16 protein-coding genes and 1 pseudogene are annotated in these 17,155 nt (G+C 66.3%); 2 read left to right on the top strand and 15 right to left on the bottom strand.

From position 1 onward, the window contains the following. Position 1 precedes the first annotated feature (1 nt). From leuS to ABWO17_RS11480, 15 genes and pseudogenes are all read right to left on the bottom strand, one after another. The gene (leuS, locus tag ABWO17_RS11550) at positions 2 to 2,491 is read right to left on the bottom strand and encodes a leucine--tRNA ligase (RefSeq protein WP_353118937.1); all 2,490 of its coding nucleotides are present in this window, start codon (positions 2,489 to 2,491) and stop codon (positions 2 to 4) included. A gap of 353 nt (positions 2,492 to 2,844) precedes the next feature. Next, positions 2,845 to 3,342 (bottom strand): transcription antitermination factor NusB, encoded by a 498-nt coding sequence (gene nusB, locus ABWO17_RS11545; protein ID WP_353118671.1) that lies wholly within the window; start codon positions 3,340 to 3,342, stop codon positions 2,845 to 2,847. A 4-nt stretch (positions 3,343 to 3,346) separates the two neighbouring features. Continuing rightward, positions 3,347 to 3,817 carry a 6,7-dimethyl-8-ribityllumazine synthase gene (ribH, locus tag ABWO17_RS11540; protein WP_015946709.1) on the bottom strand — a complete coding sequence of 157 codons (471 nt, stop codon included), beginning with the start codon at positions 3,815 to 3,817 and terminating at the stop codon, positions 3,347 to 3,349. Positions 3,818 to 3,917: 100 nt separating this feature from the next. Beyond that, positions 3,918 to 5,147, bottom strand: coding sequence for a bifunctional 3,4-dihydroxy-2-butanone-4-phosphate synthase/GTP cyclohydrolase II (locus ABWO17_RS11535; RefSeq protein ID WP_353118669.1), 1,230 nt, complete (start codon positions 5,145 to 5,147; stop codon positions 3,918 to 3,920). 89 nt (positions 5,148 to 5,236) lie between these two features. Beyond that, complete coding sequence (locus tag ABWO17_RS11530) at positions 5,237 to 5,929, bottom strand: riboflavin synthase (protein WP_353118667.1); 693 nt, start codon at positions 5,927 to 5,929, stop codon at positions 5,237 to 5,239. 45 nt (positions 5,930 to 5,974) lie between these two features. Next, positions 5,975 to 7,198, bottom strand: coding sequence for a bifunctional diaminohydroxyphosphoribosylaminopyrimidine deaminase/5-amino-6-(5-phosphoribosylamino)uracil reductase RibD (gene ribD, locus ABWO17_RS11525; RefSeq protein WP_353118665.1), 1,224 nt, complete (start codon positions 7,196 to 7,198; stop codon positions 5,975 to 5,977). A 160-nt stretch (positions 7,199 to 7,358) separates the two neighbouring features. Then, positions 7,359 to 7,803, bottom strand: a pseudogene (locus ABWO17_RS11520) (deoxycytidylate deaminase); the annotation flags it as partial. A gap of 175 nt (positions 7,804 to 7,978) precedes the next feature. Further along, positions 7,979 to 9,217: a serine hydroxymethyltransferase gene (glyA, locus tag ABWO17_RS11515; RefSeq protein WP_353118663.1), complete on the bottom strand. Its 1,239-nt coding sequence runs from the start codon at positions 9,215 to 9,217 to the stop codon at positions 7,979 to 7,981. 337 nt (positions 9,218 to 9,554) lie between these two features. Next, entirely contained in the window at positions 9,555 to 10,802 is a 1,248-nt protein-coding gene (fabF, locus tag ABWO17_RS11510; protein WP_353118661.1) for a beta-ketoacyl-ACP synthase II, read from the bottom strand. A 179-nt stretch (positions 10,803 to 10,981) separates the two neighbouring features. Continuing rightward, a complete protein-coding gene (gene acpP / locus ABWO17_RS11505) occupies positions 10,982 to 11,212 on the bottom strand; it encodes an acyl carrier protein (RefSeq protein ID WP_015946716.1) in 231 nt (76 codons plus the stop codon). 59 nt (positions 11,213 to 11,271) lie between these two features. Continuing rightward, a complete protein-coding gene (gene fabG / locus ABWO17_RS11500; protein ID WP_353118658.1) occupies positions 11,272 to 12,015 on the bottom strand; it encodes a 3-oxoacyl-[acyl-carrier-protein] reductase in 744 nt (247 codons plus the stop codon). 256 nt (positions 12,016 to 12,271) lie between these two features. Further along, positions 12,272 to 13,264 (bottom strand): beta-ketoacyl-ACP synthase III, encoded by a 993-nt coding sequence (locus ABWO17_RS11495; protein WP_353118657.1) that lies wholly within the window; start codon positions 13,262 to 13,264, stop codon positions 12,272 to 12,274. A gap of 52 nt (positions 13,265 to 13,316) precedes the next feature. Then, positions 13,317 to 14,357: a phosphate acyltransferase PlsX gene (plsX, locus tag ABWO17_RS11490; RefSeq protein ID WP_353118655.1), complete on the bottom strand. Its 1,041-nt coding sequence runs from the start codon at positions 14,355 to 14,357 to the stop codon at positions 13,317 to 13,319. Next, on the bottom strand, positions 14,350 to 14,529 hold the full coding sequence (rpmF, locus tag ABWO17_RS11485) for a 50S ribosomal protein L32 (RefSeq protein ID WP_167128888.1): 180 nt from the start codon (positions 14,527 to 14,529) through the stop codon (positions 14,350 to 14,352). Before rpmF ends, plsX begins: the two co-directional genes overlap by 8 nt. 45 nt (positions 14,530 to 14,574) lie before the next feature. Next, entirely contained in the window at positions 14,575 to 15,174 is a 600-nt protein-coding gene (locus ABWO17_RS11480; protein WP_353118653.1) for a YceD family protein, read from the bottom strand. Between the two features lie 241 nt (positions 15,175 to 15,415). On the opposite strand from ABWO17_RS11480, the gene rpmB reads away from it, so the two are divergent. Together rpmB and ABWO17_RS11470 are read left to right on the top strand one after the other, a co-directional pair. Continuing rightward, complete coding sequence (rpmB, locus tag ABWO17_RS11475; RefSeq protein ID WP_353118651.1) at positions 15,416 to 15,625, top strand: 50S ribosomal protein L28; 210 nt, start codon at positions 15,416 to 15,418, stop codon at positions 15,623 to 15,625. Between the two features lie 148 nt (positions 15,626 to 15,773). Next, positions 15,774 to 16,832, top strand: coding sequence for an EamA family transporter (locus ABWO17_RS11470; protein ID WP_353118649.1), 1,059 nt, complete (start codon positions 15,774 to 15,776; stop codon positions 16,830 to 16,832). Positions 16,833 to 17,155: the final 323 nt, after the last annotated feature.

Below are 17,155 nucleotides of genomic sequence, written 5' to 3'. Positions count from 1 at the left end.
GCTAGCCGACCACCACGTTGACGAGCTTGCCGGGAATGACGACGACCTTGCGCACGGTGACATCCTCCAGATGGCGGGCCACGTTGGGTTCCGACAGGGCGGCGGCCTCTATGGCCTTGGCGTCCGCCCCTGCGGGCACGCTGACGCGGCCGCGCAGCTTGCCGTTGATCTGGACCACAATGGTTTCCTCGTCACGGGCCAGGGCTTCCTCGCTCCATTGCGGCCACGGCTCGTCGGTGATGCGTCCGGCGTTGCCGATGACTTCCCACAGCTCTTCGGAAAGGTGCGGGGTGATGGGCGAGAGCAGCGTGAGCGCGGTGGCCACGGCGCTGGACAGCACCCGGCGACCGCCCTCGCTTCCGGACAATTCGTCCTTGGCGAGGTACAGCGCATTGACCAGTTCCATCACCGCCGCGATGGCCGTGTTGAACTGGAACCTGTCGCTGATGTCCGCCCCGGCCTTGCGCACCGTGGCGTGTTCCTTGTTGCGCAGGTCCTTGGCCTGGGGCGTCGCGGCGTCTGCCGCCGTGGCCGAGCAGGCCTTGACGGGCATGAGCACGCCGGAAAGTTCCTCGGCCAGGCGCCAGATGCGCCCGATGAAGCGGTAGGAACCCTCGATGCCGCTATCGCTCCAGTCGAAGTCGCGTTCCGGCGGCGCGGCGAACAGGCAGAACAGGCGCACCGTGTCCGCCCCGTAGCGGGCGATCATTTCGGTGGGGTCCACCACGTTGCCCTTGGACTTGGACATCTTGGCCCCTTCCTTCAGCACCATGCCCTGGGTGAGCAGGTTGGCGAAGGGTTCGTCCAGGTCCATGTAGCCGCAGTCGCGCAGGGCCTTCACGAAGAAACGCGAGTAAAGCAGGTGCAGGATGGCGTGTTCCACGCCGCCGATGTACTGGTCCACGGGCATCCAGTACTTGAGCGCGGCGGGGTCGAACGCGCCGTCGTTCTTGCCGGCGCTGGTGTAGCGCGCGAAATACCACGAGGACTCCACGAAGGTGTCCATGGTGTCGGTCTCGCGGCGGCCCTTGCCGCCGCATTTGGGGCAGATGCAGTCCGCGAATTCGGGGGTGTCGGGCAGGGGCGAGCGGCCATCCTCGTGGGTGCGCACTTCCAGCGGCAGCAGCACGGGCAGGTTCTCGTCCTTTTCGGCCACCACGCCGCAGGTATCGCAGTACACCACGGGAATGGGTGCGCCCCAGTACCGCTGGCGCGAGATGTTCCAGTCGCGCAGGCGGTAGTTGACCGTGCGGCGGCCTTTGCCGGAGGCTTCCAGCGAATCGGCGATCTTCTGCTTGGCGGCATCGTTGGGCAGGCCGTCGAATTCGCCGGAATTGACCAGCAGGCCTGCCTCGGTCCAGGCGGCCTGCATGGCGGCGGTGTCCAGCGCATCGCCTTCCGGCTGGATGACCACCTGCATGGGCAGGTCGTACTTGCGGGCGAACTCGAAGTCGCGCTGGTCGTGCGCGGGCACGGCCATGACCGCGCCGGTGCCGTATTCGGCCAGCACGAAGTTGGCCACCCAGATGGGCATGCGGTGGCCGGTGAAGGGGTTCACGCAGTAGGCACCGGTGAACACGCCTTCCTTTTCCAGGTCGTCCGACTGGCGCACGATGCGGTCCATGTTGCGGATGCGCTCCACGAAGGCCCGCACCGCCGGAGCTTCGGGCTTTCCGTCAATGAGCTGTTCCACCAAGGGATGTTCCGGCGCAAGGCTCATGAAGGTGGCGCCGAACACGGTGTCCTGCCGGGTGGTGAACACGGTGATGGAACTGTCGGCATTCTCCAGCGGAAACACGATCTCCGCGCCGATGGACTTGCCGATCCAGTTGCGCTGCATGCTCACAACACGCTCGGGCCAGCCCGCTTCCAGCTTGTCGAGGTCGGCCAGCAGTTCTTCCGCGTAGTCGGTGATGCGCAGGAACCACTGGGTCAGGTTCTTCTGCTCCACGGCGGAGTCGCAGCGCCAGCACAGCCCTTCGATGACCTGCTCGTTGGCGAGCACGGTGTGGCACTTGGGGCACCAGTTCTGCGGGGCCTGCTTGCGGTACACAAGGCCCTTCTCGAAGAAGCGCAGGAAGAACTGCTGCTCCCAGCGGTAGTATTCGGGCGTGCAGGTGGCAAGCTCGCGCCGCCAGTCATACGAGTAGCCAAGGCGGCGCAACTGGCTGCGCATGTTGTCGATGTTGGAAAAGGTCCACTTGGCGGGATGGGTGCCGTGCTTGATGGCGGCATTTTCCGCGGGCAGCCCGAAGGCGTCCCAGCCCATGGGGTGCAGCACGTTGAAGCCCTGCATGCGCTTGAAACGGGCCACCACGTCGCCGATGGAATAGTTGCGCACGTGCCCCATGTGGATGTTGCCCGACGGATAGGGGAACATCTCGAGCACGTAGTACTTGGGCTTGTCGGAGTGGTGGTCGCAGTGGAAGGTGCCGCTTTCTTCCCAGGTGCGCTGCCATTTGATTTCGATGGACTGGTGATCGTATTTCATGCCGCGTTCGGGTTTCATGCCGCGTTGGTCCTTGTGGGCTGGTCCGTGTGAACTGGTTCCCGTGAACTGGTCCGTGTGAACTGGTCCGTGTGAACTGGTCCGTGTGAACTGGTGCGGGGCCGCCTGCCGTGCCGTTGGTGGCCGGTGCCTGTTCCGTCCGCCGGTGGTGGCGAGTCTCTGAACCGGCATCTGGTCCGGTTCTGAACTGGCGGGGCGTGCCTGCCGGGAAGACCGAGGGCGCGAGCCCGTCAGACCGTAGCCTTTCGGACGCGCGCCTTCAAGTGCCAATTGCGCATTCGCGGGGTGATTCCGGGCGGTTAAGCGCCGCCGAACTCCCCCGCCAGCACCGGGGCCTACTGCCCCTTGGGCGATAGTCGGCCCGATTCCACCGCGCGGGCCACCGCGTCGAGAATGCCGTTGATGAACCCGCGCGAGTTGTCGTCGCCGAACTGCTTCGAAAGCTCGATGGCCTCGTTCATGGCCACCTTGGCGGGCACGTCGTCGCGGAACAGCATTTCGTACACGGCGATGCGCAGCAGCGTCAGTTCCACGCGGCCCATGCGCTCCACGCGCCAGTTCTGCGAAAATCCCGAAACCGCCTCGTCCAGTTCGGCCTGCGTCTTCCACACGCCGAGGATGACTTCCCACGCGTAGCCCTGCGGGGCGGTGGCGGGGGCGTGCCGGTCGGGCTTTTCGTCCTCGGCGGTGCGGTCGGCCACATCGGGCGAGGCGGCATAGGCCGCGCGCAACGCGCCTTCGCTGGTGGCCGGGGTGAAGCTGAGCCCGTACAGCACCTGGAAGGCCAACGCGCGCTCGCTGCGCCGGGTGGGTTTTTTGCCCTGGTTGGTCATGGGGTTACAGCTGCTCCATCACGCGCACGGTTTCCAGCACGGCGGCGGCGGCTTCCACGCCCTTGTTGCCCGCCTTGGTGCCCGCGCGTTCGATGGCCTGCTCGATGGAATCGGTGGTCAGCAGGCCGAAGCCCACGGGCACGCCGGAATCGAGCGAAATGTGGGCCAGGCCCTTGGTGGCTTCACCGGCCACGAAGTCGAAATGGGGAGTGGCCCCGCGAATGACGGCGCCCAGGGCGATGATGCCGTGGTAGCGGCCGCTCTTGGCCAGCTTCTGGGCCACGATGGGCATTTCGAATGCGCCGGGAATGCGGACGATGGTCATGTCCTCGCGCTCGCAGCCGTGGCGGGCCAGGTAATCCACCGCACCGCCCACCAGACGGTCCACGATGAAGTCGTTGAAGCGGGTGGCGATGATGGCGAACTTCAGGCCCTTGGCGTCGAACTGGCCCTCGATGGTCTTGACGTGCAACATTGGGGGTCTCCTTTTCCGGCGGCGCGCCGGGGCGTGATATGGGGCCGTCCTCCGCCCGCGCCGGGCTATGCCGGGCGCGGGCGGGGCGGTTGTGCGTCGGTTAGATTTCGCTCGGCGTATCGGTGTGCTTGAGCTCGAGCAGGTGGCCCATCTTTTCCTTCTTGGTGCGCAGGTACGCCTCGTTGAAGGAGCAGGATTCCAGTTCCACGGGCACCCGTTCCACCACATCGATGCCGTAGCCTTCAAGGCCGATGATCTTCTTGGGGTTGTTGGTCAGCATGCGCATCTTGCGCACGCCAAGGTCCACCAGAATCTGCGCGCCGATGCCGTAGTCGCGCAGGTCCGCCTTGAAGCCCAGCTTGTGGTTGGCCTCCACGGTGTCGTAGCCTTGGTCCTGCAAGGCATAGGCGCGGATCTTGTTGGCAAGGCCGATGCCGCGCCCTTCCTGGCGCATGTACAAAAGCACGCCCTTGCCCTCGCCCGCAATCTGGCACATGGCCGCCGCCAGCTGGCCGCCGCAGTCGCAGCGCATGGAACCCAGCACGTCGCCGGTCAGGCATTCGCTGTGCACGCGCACCAGCACCGGCTCGCCGGGGGTGATGTCGCCCTTGACGAGCGCCAGGTGGGTTTCGTCGTGCAGTTCGTTCTCGTACGCGATGACGCGGAATTCGCCGTACTTGGTGGGCATCTTCGCTTCTGCCACGCGCTTTACGGACAAAAGGCCCGACTGCATGCGGTAGCGGATGAGATCGCGGATGGTGGCGATCTTCATGTCGTGCTTTTTCGCAAACTCGATCAGGTCGGGCATGCGGGCCATTTCGCCGTCGTCGCGCATGATCTCGCAGATCACCGCCGCGCCCTTCAACCCGGCCAGCTTCGAAAGATCGACGCTGCCCTCGGTCTGCCCGGCGCGCACCATCACGCCGCCCTTCTGGGCCCGCAGCGGAAAGATGTGGCCGGGGGTCACCAGGTCTTCGGGCTGGGCCTCGTCGGCCACGGCTGCCAGGATGGTGGTGGCGCGGTCGGCGGCGGAAATGCCCGTGGTCACGCCCTTGCGCGCCTCGATGGACACCGTGAAGTTGGTGCCGAACTTCGAGCCGTTGCGGCGGGTCATCATGGGCAGTTGCAGCTTGTCCACCTGCGCCGGTTCAAGGGCCAGGCAGATCAGGCCGCGCCCGTGCGTGGCCATGAAATTGATGATTTCCGGGGTGATGTGCTGGGCGGCGATGGTCAGGTCGCCTTCGTTCTCGCGGTCTTCATCGTCCACCAGGATGATCATCCGACCCTTGCGGATTTCCTCGATGGCTTCCTCGGTCTTGCAAATGGGCATGGCTACCTCTGGATATGCGGCGCCGCCCCGTACGGGCGCGGCGTTCTGGACATGGGTGAAGACCCGGCCCCGGCGTTCTGCGAAAACGCCTAGAAGCCGTGTTCCTTCAGGAATTCCACGGTCAGCGCACCGCCCCCGCCGGAGCCGGAGGCAGCATGGCCGGTGGCGGATGGACCGCCCTGCCATGCCGAAAGCATGCGCTGCACGTACTTGCCGATGAGGTCCGTCTCCATGTTCACGCGGACTCCGGGCTTCCACCCTGCGATGGTGGTAACCCGCTGCGTTTCGGGAATGACGTTGACCTCCAGAAAATCCGGGCCGCAATGATTAACCGTCAGGCTCACCCCGTCAAGGGCCACGGAGCCCTTGGGGATGACCTGGGGGCCGAATTCCTGCGGAAACTTCAGCCGGTAGCGGCGCGACTGGCCTTCTTCGCGCACCTCGGCCACGGTGGCCACGCAGTCCACGTGGCCCGCCACCATGTGCCCGCCCAGCCGGTCGCCCATGGCCAGCGCGCGTTCCAGGTTCACCCTGTCGCCGGTCTTGAGGTCGGCCAGGGTGGTCAGGCGCATGGTTTCCGCAGAGGCGTAGCAGGTGTACCACGCGGCATCGCGGCTGCCGCCGTGGGTTTCCACGGTCAGGCACACGCCGTTGGCCGCGATGGATTCACCCACCATAATGTCGGACAGCATGAACAGGGGCCGGATGCGCAGGCGGGTTTCCTTGCCCGCGCCCTCCACGGCCACGATGCCGCCCTGTCCCTGAATGATGCCGGTGAACATGAACAGTCTCCGAGGCGGCGCGCCGCCGTTGTCTGGAACGTATCACTACGCCTTGGGGCGCAGTGTGATGACAAGGTCTTCGTCGCTGGTGGCGGTGGCGGCCACGCGCAGGCCCAGCGCATCGTCCATGCGCAGGGGCGCGCGCCCGTCGAACAGGGGGCGCGCCGCGTTGTCGCCCAGCACCTTGGGGGCCAGGTGCAACTCGAATTCATGCACCAGCCCGGCTTCCAGCAGGGCCAGCCCCAACTGGCCGCCGCCCTCGCACAGCACGTACAGGCAACCGGCTTCGCTGCGCAACCGGGCCAAGCCCGCGCGCAGATCCAGCCCAGTGCCGCCCGTGTTCTCCGTGCTGCTCAAGCCCGGCAGTCCCCACACCCGTGTGCCCATGGCGCGCACCGTGTCCGCTGCCGGGGATGCCGCAGCGGCCTCGGTGGTCCAGAAAATGGCGTCCGCCGCCCGCTGTTGCAGCAGAACAAGGTCGCCAGCCCGCGCGGCCACCTCGTCCATGCGCGAGGTGACGGCCACGGCCAAAGGCTGGCGGCGCGGGGCGGCTGCATCGTCAACGTTGGGGCACCCCCCTTGGGGGGCGACGGGAAAAGCATCGGAAAAGTCACCGCAGCGGGCGGTCAGCAGCGGGTTGTCGGCGAACAGGGTTCCACCGCCCACCAGCACCGCCCCCCCGGCATGGCCCGCGCCCGCGCGGATGGCATGCACCCGGCGGCGCGAAGCCGCGCAGCTTATCCACTGCGAATGGCCCGTGCGGGTGGCGATGCGCCCGTCCAGCGTGCTGGCCAGCTTCAGGATGACGTAGGGCAGGTCCGTCTTTTTCCAGGTGACGAAGTCGGCCACCAGGTCGCGGCAGTCCTGCTCGCACACGCCCATTTCAACATGCACGCCGTGCTGGCGCAAAAACTCCGCACCGCCCCTGGCCACGGGGTTGGGGTCGGGCATGCCCACCACCACGTGGCGGATACCCGCATCCAGCACCGCCCGCGAACAGGGGGGCGTCTTGCCGTGGTGGTTGCACGGCTCCAGCGTGACCACCAGGGTGCAGGCTGCCGGGTCCACGCCGTTTGCCGCCGCGTCGCGCAGGCATTCCACCTCGGCGTGGGGCATGCCGCAGGCCGTGTGATAGCCGCGCGCCACTATCCGGCCGTCGCGCACCAGCACCGCGCCCACCGTGGGGTTGGGCGCTGCACGCCAGCGACCCCGCCGGGCAAGCGCGATGGCCTCGCGCATGAAAATTTCAAAGGGATACGGCGCTGTCATGGGCGCGACCTGCTCCCGCAGGCGCAGCCGCCCCCGCAGCCACAGCTGCCGTCGCCGCTGCCGGGAGTGCCGCCGGGCACATCGGGACCGTCCGGCGCATTGGGGATGTCCGGCGCATTGGGGATGACCGGCGGCAGGCAGGGACTGCCCGTGCGCGGGGTGAAGGGCAGCACCTCGTACCGCACGCCCGATTCGCGCAGCATGTCCTCGGCCAGTTGGTCGGGGTACGATTCCGCGTAGCGGATGGCCGTGACGCCGCAGTTGATGAGCATCTTGGTGCAGATCAGGCAGGGCTGGGTGGTGCAGTAGATTTCCGAACCCGACAGCGAAATGCCGTGGATGGCGGCTTGCACGATGACATTCTGTTCTGCGTGCAGCCCCCGGCAGATTTCGTGGCGCTGGCCAGAGGGCACGCCCAGCTGTGCGCGCAGGCAGCCCACGTCCAGGCAGTGGGCCACGCCGGAAGGCGCGCCGTTGTACCCCGTGGCCAGAATGCGCTTGTCCTTCACCGCGATGGCTCCCACTTTGCGCCGGGTGCAGGTGGAACGCTCGGCCACGAGGTAGGTGATCTCCATGAAGTACTGGGGCCAGGGGAGGCGGGACAGCGTGGACATGGGCACCTCAGGGCTGAAGGGCGACACCGCGCACTGCGGTCCCGCCGTTTGGAAGAGCGATGGGAGCGCAGTGCTCGGATAAAAACGGGAGGGGAGCCGTGGCAAACACCGGGGCGGCTGTCCGCCCCGGTGTCGTCAGGTCATCAATAGCGTCGGAGCGGCAGGCCTACCAGGCGAACAGCGGGAACTGCCGCGCAAAGACTTCCACTTCGCGGCTGATGGCCGCAAGCCGGGTCTCGTTGTTCACGTTGGCCAGGGCGTCCACGATCCACGCGGCCACCTTTTCCATTTCCGCTTCCTTCATGCCGCGCGTGGTCAGGGCGGGGGTGCCCAGGCGCACGCCGGAAGTCACGAAGGGCGAACGGGTCTCGAAGGGCACGGTGTTCTTGTTGGCGGTCATGCCCGCCTTGTCCAGCGCGTGCTCGGCGTCCTTGCCGGTGATGTCCTTGGCCGTCAGGTCCATGAGCATCAGGTGGTTGTCGGTGCCGCCGGAAACTAGGTCGTACCCGGCGGCGGTCAGGCAACCTGCCAGCGTGACGGCGTTCTTCACCACCTGCTTCTGGTAGTCGGCAAAGGTGGGGCGCAACGCCTCGCCGAAGGCCACCGCCTTGGCCGCGATGACGTGCATCAGCGGGCCACCCTGGATGCCGGGGAAAATCTGGCTGTTCAGGGTCTTGGCGTTGTCCTCGTCGGACAGGATCATGCCGCCGCGCGGGCCGCGCAGGGTCTTGTGGGTGGTGGTGGTGGTGTAGTGGGCCTGCCCGATGGGGGTGGGGTGCAGGCCCGTGGCCACCAGGCCCGCGATGTGGGCCATGTCCACCATCAGCTTGGCGCCCACTTCGTCGGCAATGGCGCGGAACCGGGCAAAGTCGATGGTGCGCGGATAGGCGCTGGCACCGGCCACGATAAGGGTGGGCTTGTGCTCGCGGGCAAGGGTGGCCACTTCGTCGTAGTCGATGCAGCCGGTTTCCTTCTTCACGCCGTAGAACACCACGTTGTACAGGCGACCGGAGAAGTTCACCGGGCTGCCGTGGGTCAGGTGACCGCCGTGCGAAAGGTTCATGCCCAGGATGGTGTCGCCCGGCTTCAGGCAGGCGAAGTACACGCCCATGTTGGCCTGGCTGCCGGAATGGGGCTGCACGTTGGCGTAGCCGCAGCCGAAGATGGCCTTGGCCCGGTCGATGGCCAGGTTTTCCGCAATGTCCACGAATTCGCAGCCGCCGTAGTAGCGCTTGCCGGGGTACCCTTCGGCGTACTTGTGGGTCAGCACGCTGCCCTGGGCCTGACGGACGGCGGCGGAGACGAAGTTCTCGGACGCGATGAGTTCGAGCTTGCCGGTCTGACGTTCGATTTCAAGAGTGACCGCGCGACCCACTTCCGGGTCTTGAATCAGCAGTTCGTCCATGGTTCGCCTCCGTGAATGGTTGCGGTCGCGCGGCGTCAGGATGCTGCGCGACCTCTGGAAATATCGTTCTCCCGTGCCCGGTTGGAGGGTGGGAGATGTTCTGCAAGCCTCCGGCGGGCAGGGGGCCAAGCCCCCTGCACCCCCGTTCAGGCAAGCGGGTTCGGACGGTGTCCGATATCAGGTGGTACTGCCGTGCCCAGGCTGTTCGCAAAACGGGTTTTCCGTTCGCTGGCAAGGAAAACAAGCTCGCCATGAGGGAGTATACTCTTATCGTATTCGACCGATATGGCGGGCGCTGTTTGACGCAGCCAGCGGGCGGAAGGCCCGTTTTGCGCGGCTAGCCAGCCCAGCGCTTGTACAGCATGCAGCAGTTCGTCCCGCCAAAGCCGAACGAATTGCACAGCACGTATTCCGGCTGGTAGTTTTCCGAACCGCCCGTCATGTAGTTCAGGTCGCATTCCGGGTCGGGCGTGTCACGGTTGATGGTGCCGGGAATGATGCCGGTGTGCAGCGCCATGACGCTGAACACGCCTTCCATCCCGCCCGCGGCGCCCAGCAGGTGCCCGGTCATGGACTTGTTGGCCGTGATGCGGATGTTCTTGGCGTGATCGCCGAACACCTTCTTGATGGCCTTGGTCTCGCACAGGTCGTTGAGGTGCGTTGAGGTGGCGTGGGCGTTGATGTGGTCCACGTCCTCGGGGCGGATGCCCGCCTCGTCGATGGCGGCGCGCATGGCCTGCGCCATGCCGAGGCCATCCTCGTGCGGGGCGGTCATGTGATAGGCGTCGCCCGATGCACCGTAGCCCACCACTTCGGCGTAGATGGTGGCGCCGCGCGCCTGGGCCGATTCCAGCGATTCCAGCATCAGGAAGCCGGAGCCTTCACCGATGACGAAGCCGTCGCGCTCCTTGTCGAACGGGCGCGAAGCCCTGGCGGGGGCGTCGTTGTTGCCCGTGGACAGGGCCTTCAGGGCGGTGAAGCCGGAAACGCCCATGGGCGTGATGGTGGCTTCCACGCCGCCGGTGATCACCGCGTCGCAGCGGCCCATGATGATGTCGGTGTACGCGTAGCCGATGGCGTGCTGGCCCGACGCGCAGGCGCTGGTGGTGACCAGGTTGGGCCCCTTGGCCCCGGTGAAGATGGAGACCTGGCCCGGCGCCATGTTGGAGATCAGCATGGGGATCATGAACGGCGAGACGCGGTTGGGCCCCGACTCGACGAGCTTGGAGTGGAACACCTCGATGGTGTCCAGCCCGCCAAGCCCCACGCCCAGCAGCACGCCCACGCGGTGGGCGTTGGCATCGTCGATGACGAGGCCGGAATGCTCGACGACCATCTTGCCGGTGGCCACCGCGAACTGGACGAAACGGTCCATGCGCTTGGCCTGCTTGGCCGGCATGTACTTTTCTGGGTCGAAGCCCTTGACCTCGCCCGCGATGCGCGAGGTGTACTCCGAAGCGTCGAAGTGGGTGATGGGTCCGATGCCGGACTTTCCGGCAATCAGGCTCTCCCAGCTTGTCGCCAGGTCGTTACCAAGGGGGGTGATGGCCGCAAGGCCGGTCACGACGACACGCTTTCCGGTCATTAAGATTTCCTCTTGGCGGTAGTGGGCCGAATCCGCGCAAACGGGGTGAATGTGAAGCGATGACGAATGGTTGCGCGTCGTAAGCGTGGTTCCGGCCATGCGGAAGAAAAGCGCGAGAGCGTCTTATGACCTCGTCATAAGACGCCCGCATGCGATCTTCGTTGCGTGAAGAACAGGCCCTACTGCTTGTTCTTGATGTAGGCGATGGCGTCCTGGACCTTGAGGATCTTCTGGGCATCGTCGTCGTCGATTTCGATGCCGAATTCCTCTTCCATGGCCATTATCAGTTCGGTCAGGTCGAGCGAGTCGGCGCCAAGGTCTTCCACGAAGGAGGCTTCGGGCTTCACTTCCTCGGCGGACACGCCAAGCTGATCCATGATGATCTTGCTGATCTTTTCTTCAACGGACATGGTCCCTCCAATGCTGTTTTCGTTTCGGTGCCGGTCGGTGCTGCGTACGCGGCGGGCAACTAGCAGTACATGCCGCCGTTGACGGCGATGACCTGCCCGGTGATGTAGCCCGCCTTATCGGAAGCCAGAAAGGCCACGGCATCGGCGATGTCCTGGGGTTGGCCCAGGCGCCGGAGCGGGATGGCTTCGATATATGCCGCGCGAATCTCGTCGGTGAGCTTCGCGGTCATGTCGGTTTCGATGAAGCCGGGGGCCACGGCGTTGACCGTGACGTTGCGCCCGGCAAGTTCCTTGGCGGCGGACTTGGTCATGCCGATCAGCCCCGCCTTGGCGGCGGAATAGTTGATCTGCCCGGCATTGCCCATCTGGCCCACCACCGAGGTGATGTTGACGATGCGGCCCCTGCGCTGCTTGGTCATCAGCTTGGCGGCCTCGCGCAGGCAGGTGAACGCGCCGGAAAGGTTGACGTCCAGCACGCGGTCGAAGTCCTCGTCCTTCATGCGCAGGATAAGCCCGTCCTTGGTGATGCCCGCGTTGTTCACGAGCACGTCCAGGGTGACCTTTTCCCGGATTTCTTCCTGAAAGAACGCAGACACGGCGGCGGCGGCGGAAACGTCCAGCCGGAAGGCGCGCGCAGAGCCGCCCGCGGCGTTGATGCCAGCGGCCACGGCTTCGGCTTCCTCGGGCTTGCTCACGTAGGTGAGGTAGACCTGAAAGCCCTCGCGGGCCAGGGTTTCCGCCACGGCCTTGCCGATACCCCGGGAGCCCCCGGTAACCAGCGCGGTGGATGTGAGTTCGCTCATTCGGCCTTTCTCATGTTGCGGGTTGCTTGGGGCACCGCCTTATACCGCAAAGACAGTGCGACTTCAATTGGCCCGATTCGGGGTATCCTGAGGGGCGGTCTTGATTCTCCTCAGGAGTCCCACTGACCGTGCGCACGTTGATTTTTTGTTGCTGGCAAGGAAAACGAGGCTGCCATGAGGGAATATACTCTTATCGTATTTGACCGAGATGGCAGACGAAGTTTGACGAAGCCAGCGGCAAAAAGGCAATGTGCGCCTAAAAATGGAGAAGCGCAGATCCCCAGGTAAACCCACCCCCGAAGGTGGCCAGCAACACGCGCATGCCGGGGCGCAGCACGCCCTTGGCCCGCGCGTCGGCAATGGCCAGCGGCACGGACGCCGCAGAGGTGTTGCCGAATTCGTGCAGGTTCACGAATACGCGCTCGGTGGGGATGCCCAGCCGGTCGCCCACGGCCTCGATGATGCGCAGGTTGGCCTGGTGCGGAATGAGCAGGGCCACGTCGTCAGTGGTCAGGCCATTGCGCGCCAGCACGTCCTGGCTGATGGCGGCCATGTTGCGCACGGCGTGCTTGAACACGTCGCGGCCGTTCATCTGCACGAAAAAGTCGTCGCCCACCGGGTCGCCCTTGGCGTAGGGGGTGTGGGTGCCGCCGCCGATGGTCAGCAGGCCGCCCAGGTTGCCGTCGGACGCGCAGAGCACGTCTTCCAGCAGGGCGCCTTGGCCGTCGGCGGTAATCACCGACGCGCCCGCACCGTCGCCGAACAGCACGCAGGTGGTGCGGTCGGCCCAGTTCAGGCGGCGGGTCAGGGCTTCGGTGGCGGTCAGCAGCACGCGGGCGTCGGGCTGGGCGGCCACGATGGAGCGGGCCATGGACAGGCCGTACACGTAGCCCGAGCAGGCGGCGTTGAAATCAAAAGCCATGGCGCCCACGATGCCCAGCTTGGCCTCGATGAGGCAGGCGGTGTTGGGGCACAGGTAGTCGGGGGTGCAGGTGGCGTTGATGACGTGGGTGATCTCGCCCGGTTCCATGCCCGCGTCGGCCAGGGCCAGACGGGCGGCCTCCGCTGCCGCGTCCGAGGCGTTCTGCCCCTCGGCCAGGCGGTGGCGCTGCTTGATGCCGGTACGGGTGGTGATCCACTCGTCGGTGGTCTCCACGAATTTTTCAAGGTCGAAGTTGGTCAGCACGTCCACGGGAGTGTACGCACCGAACCCCCTGACCCGGCAGGCAATATCGCGCGATGCTGTCATGTGGCTGATTCCGGTCGGCGCGCGGGGCGCCGCATGTGCAGGGTGGGGGACGCTACTTGATGGCCTTGCCGTAGCGGGTGAGCTCCTCGTTGGCGCTGATGGCCTTGACGAGGCGTTCGTTGGTCTTCTTTTCCACGAAGGTGGCGGCCATCTTGACGGCGCTGCGCACGGCCTTGGAGTTGGACTTGCCGTGGCAGACGAAGGCGATGCCCTGCAAGCCGAGCAGGGGAGCGCCGCCGTATTCGGCATAATCCACGAACTGGGCAAAGCGGCGGAAGGCGGACTTGGCGAGCAGGGTGCCGACCTTGGGCAGAAAGCCGGAGAGCAGTTCGCGCTTCAGCACGCGGCCCAGCGACGTGCTGAGCCCTTCGCTCAGCTTCAGCGCCACGTTGCCCACAAAGCCGTCGCAGACCACCACGTCCACCTCGCCGCTGAAAATGTCGCGCCCTTCCACGTTACCAACGAAGTTGATGCCGTTCTGGGCCAGCTTGAACAGTTCGTAGGCTTCCTTGACCAGGGTGTTGCCCTTGCCTTCTTCCTCGCCGATGCTCAGCAGCCCGATGCGCGGCGAATCGCACGACAGGATGTCGCGCGCGAAGGCGTCGGCCATGAGGCCGAACTGGAACAGGTGGTGCGGCTTGCAGTCCACGTTGGCCCCCACGTCCAGAAGGACGATGGGGTTCTTTTCGGTGGGCATGATGGTGGCAAGCGCGGGCCGGTCCACGCCGGGAATGCGGCCCATGATGAACATGCCGCAGGCCACGGTGGCGCCGGAGTGTCCGGCACTGACGATGCCGTGGGCCTGGCCGTCGCGCACCAGGCGGCAGGCCACCTGGATGGAGGCGTCCTTGCGGCGGCGCAGAATGTCCGAAGGCTTTTCGTCCATGCCGGCCACTTCGCTGGCGTGGACAACGTCGCAGGCGACGCCGTCAAGGGATATCTTGGCCAGTTCGGCCCGCACCTTTGCCTGGTCACCGACCAGCAGAAGGGCAATTCCCTTGTCGCGCGCCGCCTCTATCGCGCCGGGGACCACCACGGAGGGGCCAAAATCCCCCCCCATGGCATCCACGGCGATGATGGTCGCGTTACTCATTAGGCTGGGCAACCACCTGACGGCCCTTGTAGGTGCCGCAGCTCGGGCAGGCGCGGTGCGGAACGGTGGGCTCACCGCAGGCGCAGTACACGATGGTGGGGATGGCCACGCGATCGTGCGAACGGCGCATACCCTTCTTGGACTTGGACTTCTTGTTCTGCTGAACGGCCATGGCGTTCCTCTCCTGGATGTCCCGCCGAGGGCGGCGGGGGTTGTGCTACTTCTTTTCGATGGTAAGGCCGCGCAGGGTGGCAAGCCTGGGGTCGCCACTTTCGCTCTTGCAGGAGCAGGGGGCGGCGTTCAGGTTGCTTCCGCACGACGGGCACAGGCCCTTGCAGCCAGCGGAGCACAGCGGCTTCGCCGGCAGGGCCAGCAGAAATTCTTCCCACAGCAGGCCGGACAGGCTTACTTCAACGCCCTGCCCGGAAGGGGAGATGCGGATCACGGCCGCGTCCACGTCCTCGAAATCGCTGTCCACTTCAGGCTCAGCCGGGGCCGCCTTGCCATGCCTGCGCGCGTCGTCCTGCGCAGGCTGCTGGGCCGGAAACGGCTCGAAGCTGTCGAAGGACTGGTCGATGGCCATCTCCGCAGGCTCGGCGCAGCGGTCACAGGGCGCGCTGATGCGCCCGGTGAGCTTGCCGCGCACAAGGCAGCCGTCGTCCTGCGGCAGCAGGAACACCGAGCCGTGCAGCGGCTTGATGATGGTGAACGGCAGTGAAAACTCGGCGATGGGACCCTGCCAGATGGACTGGTCGTCAACCTCGTACTCGCCGCCGCCCGCCGGAATGTCCTTGAGCGGAATCCAAATCTGGTGCATGGCTACCTCGCGAGCAGCGATTACTACATGCGAACCCTTCGGGCTGTCAAGAAAGGGGTTGCGTTTTTCAGGGCGGCGGTATAAGACTCCCATCTCTCGCGGCGGCAAACATCCAGAATGCGTCCGGAACGTGCCCGGCACATCGGTCGACGCCCGCCCCGCGCGGCGCCCCGGCGGTTGAACGCCACCGGCGGCACATCAGAACGACCACGCGAACTTTGCACATATACGGAGGAAAGTCATGTCCAAGCAGTGCGATGTGTGCGGCAAGAAGGCCCAGGTCGGCCACCATGTGAGCCACTCGAACATCAAGACCAAGCGTCGCTTCGAGCCGAACCTTCAGAACGTCCGCCACCAGTACCCCAACGGCGAAGTGAAGACCCTCAGCGTCTGCACCCGCTGCCTGCGCTCCGGCGCGGTGGTGAAGCCCGCCGTCCGCAAGGCCGTCTAAGGCTTTCCGATCCGAGCGTTCAAAGGCCCCGGTGGTTTCCGCCGGGGCTTTTTGGCGTTGTTGTTCCGGGCGCGGCGTCACGCAAATGTCGCCGTCCATCCGGCGTGGCGCACTTTCCGTCGGCAGCGCGGCGGGGTAGGGTGCGGCCATGTCCTGGACACTTCCCGCCCTGCTGGCGGCCGTGCTGGCCGCGCTGGATGCCACCCTGCTGCGCCGCTTTGCCGGGGATCTGCCCCCGGCCCGCATGGTGGCCTATCCGGTGTTCTGGAGCCTGCCGCCGTTCCTGGTGCTGTTGGCGGTGCGCGGCCTGCCGGATCTGCCCGCGCCGTTCTGGCTGGCCACCCTTGTCGCCGTCCCGGTGAACATGGCGGGGCACCTGCTTACCGCGTGGGCGGTGCGCCTGTCGCCGGTGTCGCGCACGGTGCCCTATCTGTGCTTTTCCCCCGCCTTCGTGGTGTTGCACGAATACCTGCTGCTGGGGGTTGCGCCGCGCCCTGCGGGCGTGGCCGGGGTGCTGCTGGTGGTGGCGGGCAGCTGGGTGCTGAATGCGGGCAACGACGCGGAGGATGCTGCGGCACACGTTGCGAACCCCGCCGCGATGCGGGACGCGGGCGGTGCCGTCCGCAGGGGCGGGGGTGTCCTTGCCCGTTTGCTGCGCCCCTTTCGCACCCTGGCCACAGAGCGCGGCTCGCGGATCATGCTGGGGGTGGCCCTGCTGTGGAGCCTGGGCAGCGTGCTGAACCGCCAGATGGTGCTGCACGCCACCCCGGCCGTTGCAGGCGGGGTGTTCTTCGCCATTTACGGCCCGGTCATGCTGGCGGCGTTGATGCTGTTCGGCGGGGTGCGTCCGCGCATGCTCCTTGACCGCCCATTGCGGGGCGCGACCATGGGGGCGGTGCTGTTTCTGGCCGCGTACGCGCACTTCACGGCCATGAGCCTGACCACCGCCGCCAACATGATCGCGGTGAAGCGGCTGGACGGGGTCTTCGCCGTGCTCATGGACAAGCTGGCCGACGGGGTGCGCGGCGTTCGCCGGGCCCGCGAGCGTGGCGGGAGTGGCGTGGGCGGAGTGCCCGACGCGGCGGACGCGGCGGACGCGGCGGACACGGCGGAGGCGCGCCGGGGAACCCGCCCGACCCGCGACGGCAGGCTGCCCGGCGCGGCGCTGATGGCCGCCGGGGCCGCGTTGGTGGTGCTGTCCGCCTGAGTTGTCCGCCTGACGGGTATTCTCCGCGCGTTGTCCCACTGCATCCCCAGCCTGGTCGCCGTACGGTCCGCCGTATTCCTTCCCCCGGCGCCTCCCTGGTCCCCGCGTGCGGGCGGCGCCCTTCCTCCGCCGTGCCCCCTCTCGGCCTCATTCCCCGCACTTTACCGGCGGGATACGCCTTGCCGCCGGGGGCTTCCATGACTATCCTTTCCAGAATGGACGCACGCGGGCCTGCCGCAGGCATGCCACCCTGCGTCGCCTCTTCGTCACCGTTTTCCCGCGCCCCGCATTCCGGCTGCCGCCACGGAGCTGGCACCACGGAT

The organism is Nitratidesulfovibrio sp. (assembly GCF_040373385.1).
In the GTDB taxonomy this organism is placed as follows: domain Bacteria; phylum Desulfobacterota; class Desulfovibrionia; order Desulfovibrionales; family Desulfovibrionaceae; genus Cupidesulfovibrio.
This window is presented reverse-complemented; position numbering and strand designations above follow the sequence as displayed.

Excerpts from the sequence above, each read along its gene's own strand:
- plsX (WP_353118655.1), bottom strand. The coding sequence starts at position 14,357 with ATGAGTAACGCGACCATCATCGCCGTGGATGCCATGGGGGGGGATTTT.
- nusB (WP_353118671.1), bottom strand. The coding sequence starts at position 3,342 with ATGACCAACCAGGGCAAAAAACCCACCCGGCGCAGCGAGCGCGCGTTG.
- leuS (WP_353118937.1), bottom strand. The coding sequence starts at position 2,491 with ATGAAATACGATCACCAGTCCATCGAAATCAAATGGCAGCGCACCTGG.
- glyA (WP_353118663.1), bottom strand. The coding sequence starts at position 9,217 with ATGGACGAACTGCTGATTCAAGACCCGGAAGTGGGTCGCGCGGTCACT.
- rpmF (WP_167128888.1), bottom strand. The coding sequence starts at position 14,529 with ATGGCCGTTCAGCAGAACAAGAAGTCCAAGTCCAAGAAGGGTATGCGC.
- rpmB (WP_353118651.1), top strand. The coding sequence starts at position 15,416 with ATGTCCAAGCAGTGCGATGTGTGCGGCAAGAAGGCCCAGGTCGGCCAC.
- acpP (WP_015946716.1), bottom strand. The coding sequence starts at position 11,212 with ATGTCCGTTGAAGAAAAGATCAGCAAGATCATCATGGATCAGCTTGGC.
- ribD (WP_353118665.1), bottom strand. The coding sequence starts at position 7,198 with ATGACAGCGCCGTATCCCTTTGAAATTTTCATGCGCGAGGCCATCGCG.
- ABWO17_RS11535 (WP_353118669.1), bottom strand. The coding sequence starts at position 5,147 with ATGCCCATTTGCAAGACCGAGGAAGCCATCGAGGAAATCCGCAAGGGT.
- fabF (WP_353118661.1), bottom strand. The coding sequence starts at position 10,802 with ATGACCGGAAAGCGTGTCGTCGTGACCGGCCTTGCGGCCATCACCCCC.
- ABWO17_RS11470 (WP_353118649.1), top strand. The coding sequence starts at position 15,774 with ATGTCCTGGACACTTCCCGCCCTGCTGGCGGCCGTGCTGGCCGCGCTG.
- ABWO17_RS11495 (WP_353118657.1), bottom strand. The coding sequence starts at position 13,264 with ATGACAGCATCGCGCGATATTGCCTGCCGGGTCAGGGGGTTCGGTGCG.
- ABWO17_RS11480 (WP_353118653.1), bottom strand. The coding sequence starts at position 15,174 with ATGCACCAGATTTGGATTCCGCTCAAGGACATTCCGGCGGGCGGCGGC.
- fabG (WP_353118658.1), bottom strand. The coding sequence starts at position 12,015 with ATGAGCGAACTCACATCCACCGCGCTGGTTACCGGGGGCTCCCGGGGT.
- ABWO17_RS11530 (WP_353118667.1), bottom strand. The coding sequence starts at position 5,929 with ATGTTCACCGGCATCATTCAGGGACAGGGCGGCATCGTGGCCGTGGAG.
- ribH (WP_015946709.1), bottom strand. The coding sequence starts at position 3,817 with ATGTTGCACGTCAAGACCATCGAGGGCCAGTTCGACGCCAAGGGCCTG.